A 6,042-nucleotide genomic window follows, 5' to 3' on the forward strand; every position below is an offset into this window, starting at 1 on the left:
GTTCGCTCTCGCCAAAGCGGGAGATTGCTTCGGGCGCTCCGCACCATCGCAATAACATACCCCGCTCAATTCCCCTGAACCGGCGAGATGCTAATCCGCATCACCCACAACCACAGCGCGCTACCGAGCGAAAGCGCCAGCGTCGCTACTACAAAGAGGCGCCCCGCCCATCGTTCCCACAGCCGGTCAGCCATGATCGCCCACGCTAAACAGATCACCGGAATCAGGTAGAAGAGTTGCTTATCTACCATCGATATGCGATAACCGGCGATCAAAAACAGCAACGCCACTGTCCCCCACGCCGACACCACCAACCAGAGCAAGGGCTTCGCCCGCATTGCCCAGTACCCCGGAATGAAGAAGATCAGCGGGATAGCCAGCCCGTAGTAGAGATAGTGATTTGGCCAGATGTGATAGCCCAAATGCGGCACAAACGACCACAAATACTCGTGAAAAGGTGGCCGCACCACACCCACCGTCTCCGGCCCACGGGTGAAAACGGTTATCATGTAAGGGATCGTGCGCTCCACAATCGGTTGAAAATACTGGCCGTAGTAGATCACTATCGCCAATCCAATCGCCGCTCCTGTCGCCACCCACAGCGGGCGTAACCCCGGCAGCAGTGCGCGCCACTCCGGCCCCCGCCGCGTATTCAGCCAGATCAGGATGGTCAAGACAACCAAAAACACGCCGGTAAAGACGCCGGTGACAGTGTAGACAAGGAAAGCCAACACCAGCAGTGGCACAAACCAGAGCTGCACCTTCCACTCGCCCAACCGATCCCACGCCAGTAAGATGGCCGTTTGCACCAGCAGATTGAGCCACAAGCCGGCAGCCGTCGGTACATTACCCCAGATATGCAGCAAATACGTCACCGGCAGCACCGCGTATGTGATCGCCGCCAGGAGTGCCGTGCGCCGGCTGAACCCCGCCTTGAGCGCAATTGCCGCAATCAGCACTACCCGCGACATATCCATGAGCAAGCTCACAAAGTTCGCCGTCGTTTCCATCGGCCACGGAAAGATCGCATAACTCGTCGCCAATATGTGGAACCACGGCGAATAGGGGATCACCGGCGGATTACGCCCCCACTCTGCAACCGGCATCGTCGTCTCGTTGAGCGGGCTATTGACGCTGTAGTAGAGCGGCAATGCGCCATCGTAGATGATGCGCCGCGCCTTATCCATGTGCCAAAAGACATCAATCCCCACGTAGTAGGGGTAGAGCATGCCAATCGCTTTGAGCCAGAACCCGACTAGAAAGACGATCAGCAGCGTCGCCGTAAACTCAGACGTCACCTGAGCACCGGTCTGAGACATCAGCCAGCGGGTGAGCGGACGCATCGCAACCATGACCAGCAGGCTGAGGAGTGTCACCGCCGCTAGCCGGTCAATCATCTGCCCGCTGGGGAAACGATAGACCACCAACGCCCACCCGGCAACGAGCACCGCTAACGTCAATCCAACGGCTGCCCAGCCAGTGGCATCGAGATGCCAGCGTCGCCGGATGTCAGCCGTGAGCAGCGCCAGACAGGCAAACATCCCTAGTACGATAAACAGGCCCAGCCCCAGCGCTATCGGCGGCGGCGCAATCGTTGCCAGTAAGGGGCTTGCCGCTGGCGCGACTGAAACATCGGCCACCAACAGCCCCAACGGGCGTGGATCGCGGAACGGATCGGCTTGCAACGTCAGATTCAGATCGCCGCCATTCATCACCGCCGCCGGAATGAGAATCTGGATGCGCCGCAATTGCGCTCGTTCGGGCAACCGCGCTAGCTCAACGCCGTTGGCGCTGATTCGCGCATTGACCGGCGAACCGTCGGGATGGGCGACTACCGCATCAAGCCGCACGATCCAGTTGCCCTGACCCAAACGTGGGAAGACGATCTGGCTCTCGTCAGCACTCCAGCGGTAGGTGCGGGCCGGCGCCAACTCAACCGCGAGCGGCACGCCGGCGGGCGGTGCTTCACCGCCGACCAACGGCGACACCAGCTCGAAGGTGAGGGTCGGGGCAACAGCAATCTGGGCCGGAATTTTAACGAACATCTCCGTCCCGCTACGACGCGGCATCTCTAACCGCACTCCATTCACCGCCGCTGCCGACTCACGTTGCAGAACGATCGGATCAGCTTCTGGGCGGGCAATGATCCTTGCAAGCCAAACGCCCTCGCGCCCGCCGGGTACTGTGGCAGTGGCAGCGCCTGCCGGCCAATCAAAGCGCTCATACGCGCCGGCGGCATCGATCTCGCGCGCGTTGAAATTGATCAGAAACGCACCATCGCGGTTATCGCCAACATCAACGGTCACGACTGGCCGGACTGCGTACCCGGCAAATAATGTCACAACCGTGATCATCGCCAACCAGAGGGCCGGTATCGTCACGCCCGGTAAGCGACGCACGTGGCTGCCAGCAGCGGTGCGCAGGTTGATGCGTTTAATCAGAGAAGAAGCCATCGTTATGTATGTCTATGTGTCTCCATGACGTTTTCGCCGTCGCCGCATTGTACCATGCAAAGCCTATGCTATAATCACGCACGGCATTTATCGCCGGAAACGAGCATGGCACAGATTATCGTCGGCATTCTACTCTTACCAATCATTATCTACGTGCCGGGATGGGCGCTGGCGCGGGTGATCCCGGAACTTGGCAATAACGACGGCCTTGAACGCCACTTCGAACGCTGCTTGATCGGCGCGCTCTGGAGCGGTTGGCTGGCGTTGGTGTTGGCCAGTTTCGGCATTTTTTCAATTTGGCTGCACCTTGGCATTACGTTGGCGGTGAGCGCCGGCTTGATCTGGCTGGGGCAACGGCATTCATCAACGAATGGAACGGTGCGTGGCCTCACGATGCACGACGCGGCGGTATGGTTCGGCACGTTGTTAGTGCTGGCGCTGTTGGTTGCCCGGCCCTTCGAGGTTATTCTGGGGGTGCGCGACGCTGGCGTCTATGCGGTCACCGGCTTTGCGATAGCCCGCACCGGCAGCATCGTCCAAACCGATGCGGTCGTCGCCGAGCTAGGCCAAGCTGCGCAGAGCAGCGATCCGGCAGTGCGTGCGCCGGCCGAGCAGGCGATCAGTAATCTGATAATCGGGCAGGCTCGTGATCGCTATATCGCGACCCGCTTGCGAGCGGCCGGTTTTTTGATTAACGAAGGTGAACTTGCGCAGGGGCGGATTGTTCCCCAGGGATTCCACCTCTTCCCGGCGTGGATTGGTTTGCTGACTGCCGCCGGCGGCCCGCTCTTCGGTCTGTTTGCCACCGGCTTGCTCGGCTTGCTCGGCGTGTGGAGCGTGGGCATGATCGGGCGTCGCCTCGCTGGGCCGTGGGTCGGTTGGCTGGGGATGGTGCTGCTCGGCCTGAATACAGTGCAGGTCTGGTTTTCCCGTTATTCAACCGCCGAAACTACCGCCCAGTTTCTGACGTGGGGCGGTTTGTATCTATTTGCCAAGTTCAATGACTTCAGCTTGCCGGCGCGTGCGCGCCTGACATACGCAGCGTTGGCCGGCATCGCGTTCGGGCAAGTGGCGCTGGCCCGGATTGACTTTTTCTTACTGGCACCGGCAATCCTCTATCTCGGCTACTGTTGGCTCACCCAGCGCTGGCAGCGCGTGCAAACCGCGTTGGCGTTGGGACTGGTGGCGATGCTCGTTCACGCTGCACTTCATATCATCTTCATTGCCCGTGCCTATTTCTTCGATACCGGCTTTGCCCGTTTTCAGGATTTCGCTTTGACCTCATTGGTCGCGCTACCCTTCCTCACTCCCGCCGTGCGCGAGTCGTATTTCACCTCGAAGTTTAGCTCGCTCGACGATCCGGGACGGATTTGGATTGAATTGACACTAATCGGGTTGATTACTGTGGCGTTGATCCTGCTCCGCCAGAGTGGATGGATATTGCACATCGAACGTCGGATTGTGTCCCGCCGGCAACGCTGGCAGAACGCGATTGCGCTCGGTCTGGTGCTGCTGGCAGGTTGGGCATACGTTGTACGCCCGCAGATCATCGATGCCGATCTGCTCTTCAACACACGCGGCGGTTGGAACGATCCATTGACGCGCGATCCGACCCTCGTAGCAGGGGATGTGCGGAGCGGTGTGATGACTCCCACCGAGGCCCGTTTACAAGCTGGCGTGGTACTGACCGGACGACCATGGGAAGCTGTACCCGATCTGGCTGCGACTGAAGCGTTGCGCGCCGAACTGGCCGCCGCACGCGGCCCGTGGCGGGGGCCGTTCTCGAACCAAACTCTCAATTGGCTCCGGATTCAAGGTTATGTTGGCGCACCAATTCGACTGCCGCTCGTGCTCTATTATCAGGAGTACCGCGGTATGAGTTGGTGGCAGCGCATGCTGGCCGATCCCAGTACCTTTTCCAGCGAACCGGCACCTGTTCAACCCAAAGAATTGATCCCGTTGGCCGGTTTGGTCAGAGTTGGCTGGTATGTATCACCGCTCGGCGTGATATTGGCCGTGATCGGGTTTGCGCTCTGGTGGCGACGCGGACTAAGCACGGCCGGTTGGCTCATGCTCACCGTTGGGTTTCTGGGCAGCTTCTTTTATCTCCGCCAGACCTACGGCACGTCTGAGCAGACGTATATCTACATTTTGCGCCGATTTGTGCCGATTGCCTATCCGATCTTCGCGCTCAGCACTGCCTATGCATTAGCCGCACTCGCCGGTGCCTGGCAGCTGCGACCACAGGCTGCACGTTGGCGCCAAGGGTTAGCCGCCGCTCTCGCCGGGCTGTTGATCCTGTTCCTCGGCTGGACGGGACGGTACTACTTTGTACATACCGAATATGCCGGCGCATTAGCCCAAGTCGAAGCGATTGCCAAACACTTTACACCTAAGCGCGATATTGTGCTGCTGCGCGGCGGTGCATCGAACTACAGCGACGCCCGTGATATTCCAGATTTGTTGGCGACACCATTGCGTTTTGGCTACGACATCGATGCGTTCACGGTCAAGAGTGTTGCCACTGCACCTTACGCGATGCTGCTCGCCGAACAGGTGCAGCGCTGGCAAGCCGACGGCCGCACCGTCTATTTCATGCTGAGTGCGAGTGGCGGTAATCTCGCGCTACCCGGCTTTCATCTCACCTTCGTTACCGAAGTTGCGCTCGATCTGGCCGAATTCGAGCAACTGACCGATCAGAAACCGCGGAACGTCGCCCGTCTCACTCTCCCCTTTGCAATCTACCGCCTCGATCCCGCCGTCCCGCCACTCGTCGACACCGCCACACCACCGCTTACGCCCACCTCATTTGCCGCACAGGTCAGCGGGTTTTACCGCCCCGAACAGAGTAAAGATGGCTGGCAGTACAGTTGGAGCAACGGCGAGGCAGTCTTGCGTCTACCCTGGCCGAACGGCGTCACCCAGCAGACGTTGGTCATCGAAGTTGCGAGTGGCCTCCGCCCAGACCATCTCGGCCCAGCCACCCTTTGTCTTGAGGCCCAGCGCGAAGGGACCCTGTGGCCGACTACCGACACCCCGCTTGTCGCACTCGGCTGCCATCAGATCGGACAAGAACCGACGCTCGTGCGCGTCACCCTCGATCCCACCCAACTTCCCCCGACAACCTCCGGTGCGCTCCTGCTCCATCTCACCGGGCCGGCGTGGATCCCGGCCAACGAAGACCCTCGCCTCACCGACCGGCGCGTATTACACGTGCAAATCGGGCGAATATGGGTGGAGGTTGGCGCAGGAGCAATCCCCTGCCTGACCCCGGCAAGGGTCCATCCCCCCGCGTGGTGGTTTAAGCCTAACAACGGCGGGGGGCAATCCTCCGTATGTAGATTTGGGTCTGCGGTGCGGGCTTTGTGAACCCCGGTGGTGAGTTCCAACCGATACCACCCCCAATCACCTATGGTTCCTCGCCCGACCCCCTCACGGCCACCAGCTGGCGACATCTTGGATAGCGCGGACGGTGTCGGTGATAGCATGCACCCCACCCAAAGCGTGGATGAGTGGCGCAAGGGCTCGCAGATCGCTGAGCAAGTCGGGACGCACACGGCTGGCGAGAACGGGTAGCGTTTCCACCCAG

At 60.2% G+C, this 6,042-nt stretch carries 2 protein-coding genes; one reads left to right on the forward strand and one right to left on the reverse strand.

What is annotated here, in order from left to right; translation table 11 throughout:
- Positions 1-65: 65 nt before the first annotated feature.
- Positions 66-2,453 carry a hypothetical protein gene (locus U9R61_RS13220; protein ID WP_322489290.1) on the reverse strand — a complete coding sequence of 796 codons (2,388 nt, stop codon included), beginning with the start codon at positions 2,451-2,453 and terminating at the stop codon, positions 66-68.
- Between the two features lie 105 nt (positions 2,454-2,558).
- Between U9R61_RS13220 and U9R61_RS13225 the strand changes: the two genes are divergently transcribed.
- The gene (locus U9R61_RS13225) at positions 2,559-5,822 is read left to right on the forward strand and encodes a hypothetical protein (RefSeq protein WP_322489291.1); all 3,264 of its coding nucleotides are present in this window, start codon (positions 2,559-2,561) and stop codon (positions 5,820-5,822) included.
- Positions 5,823-6,042 lie beyond the last annotated feature (220 nt).

It is taken from the genome of Chloroflexus sp. (genome assembly GCF_034431535.1).
Classification (GTDB): domain Bacteria; phylum Chloroflexota; class Chloroflexia; order Chloroflexales; family Chloroflexaceae; genus Chloroflexus.

What these genes read in the sequence shown, in the direction of transcription:
- U9R61_RS13220 (WP_322489290.1), bottom strand. Translation starts at nt 2,453, where the DNA reads ATGGCTTCTTCTCTGATTAAACGCATCAACCTGCGCACCGCTGCTGGC.
- U9R61_RS13225 (WP_322489291.1), top strand. Translation starts at nt 2,559, where the DNA reads ATGGCACAGATTATCGTCGGCATTCTACTCTTACCAATCATTATCTAC.